Annotated in this window: 1 protein-coding gene; it reads left to right on the top strand. The window is 34.1% G+C overall.

All coding sequences use genetic code 11. The annotated features are described in order from the left end of the window. The first annotated feature begins 209 nt into the window (after positions 1-209). A complete protein-coding gene (locus J5V48_RS09640) occupies positions 210-1,745 on the top strand; it encodes an ISAs1 family transposase (protein WP_219938417.1) in 1,536 nt (511 codons plus the stop codon). Positions 1,746-1,806: the final 61 nt, after the last annotated feature.

Raw genomic sequence — 1,806 nt, 5'->3', positions numbered from 1 at the left:
TACGGTGACCAAATGAAACGGACTTTGATCACAGTTTAACCAAGGTTGTAATTCACTTACAATCTGCTTTTTAAAAAACGAATTCTTTTGAGCTAAGGATCACGGTGTACAATTTTTTTGTGATTCAAGGATCATGGTGTGATAATTTTCTGGATTTTTGAGGATAAATCTGATCAAATAATGATAGTTTAGGATTTGGAAAAACAATTATGGAAAGCGAATTCATTGTATCTGAAAAATTAGAGGAGCTTGCACGCTCTTCTAATCGCTTTTCATCACCTGTTAAACCTCAAATTGATTATGAGCAGGAATATATCGAAGTATTCAGAGCTTTTGGATTAAGTGAATTCGAAATTGAAGATCAGCTTGATAAATGGGAACTTGCAAAAATAAAAGCAGAACGCTTTTATAAACGTAATCCAAAGTATCAAATTATCTACAACATCCTTGATAACATTTACAACGAAGTTAAGGATGTTGATACAAGGGATCAAGAACTAATTACATATAACATTGCTGTTGTTCTCTTTGTTGTATTATTAGCAGGAATGTGCAACTGTAATGATGATGCAGAAATTGCAGAATTCTGGTTTTTCAACAACATGGAGTTGCAGTATTTAATTCCTGGAATGCCTTCACCAAAACACATGATTTCAGATGAAACTGTGAGAACTATTCGTAAACTTGTTCCTGAAGATGTTATGCACTCGATTTTTATCAAATACTTCAATGAGATAAAAACATGTATAGCTGAGATGATTCTGAACAAAGACTATGACTCACAGCATTACAGAAAGACTCTTGGTGGAGATGGTCAGGAGCTAAGAGCAACCTTTAGAGAAGGCTCTTTAAGTCGCAAGCAAAAAGGCGGTCATGGAGTTAGCATCTATGATTGTGACAATCAAACTGTTGTAGGTTTTAAGACTGTACACAAGAAAAATCAGGAAGTACAAGCCTTCATTGATATTCTTGATAAAATCACCATTGAAGAAGATGCAATATTCTATGCAGATGCATTAAACCTCAGAGATATTCTCATAGGATATTTAGATTCTAGAAAAATCGATTGGCTCTTTCCTGTTAAATCAAATAACGGAAATAAATGGCTAAGAGATGCAATAAAAACAGCATTCAATGACAATTCAGAAAACAGTGAATTGTTCACACATGATTCTTTAGAAAAAATATCAGGAAGACTAGAAGAAACATCATTTATGATGTTGAATGCAGAAATGGTTCCAGATGAAATCAGAAAACATTACGGTAATGCAGCTACAATCATCAAGGTTCTAAAAAAGACATCTAAATATTGTGCCCGTAATACGACTCCTGATAAACAGCCAAGAGCTGTAAAAACAGAACGATATTACATTTCATCACTTGAGCCAACTCATGAAAACTTCCGACAGTTGATTCATTCCATAGGTGTTCGCTGGTATTTTGAAACACATCATAATACTTTGGATTGTTTCTTCCTTCAGGATAATCAGGCGTTATGCAATAAAGACAATATCTGTGCTACAGTTGCGAAGAACAAAATTCTTTACAATGTAACATCCTATGCACGACAAAGACTGTCACAAGAAGGATTTAGAAGAACTCGATTCAGAACAGAAACATCTGAAAAACGAAAACCTTTATCCTTTAAAATGACGCGTCAGGCTCTTGCTAGTGATATATACCTAGCATTTAAAGTACTAATAGATTACTTCATGGAGAATAATTGCATCAAGTCGGATGCTTAAAATTATTTGCTCAGTTCTGAATAAATCATCCAAAATTACCAACAAATAAAAGAGCCAATCC

This window comes from Succinivibrio faecicola, from assembly GCF_019448115.1.
In the GTDB taxonomy this organism is placed as follows: domain Bacteria; phylum Pseudomonadota; class Gammaproteobacteria; order Enterobacterales; family Succinivibrionaceae; genus Succinivibrio; species Succinivibrio faecicola.
This window is presented reverse-complemented; position numbering and strand designations above follow the sequence as displayed.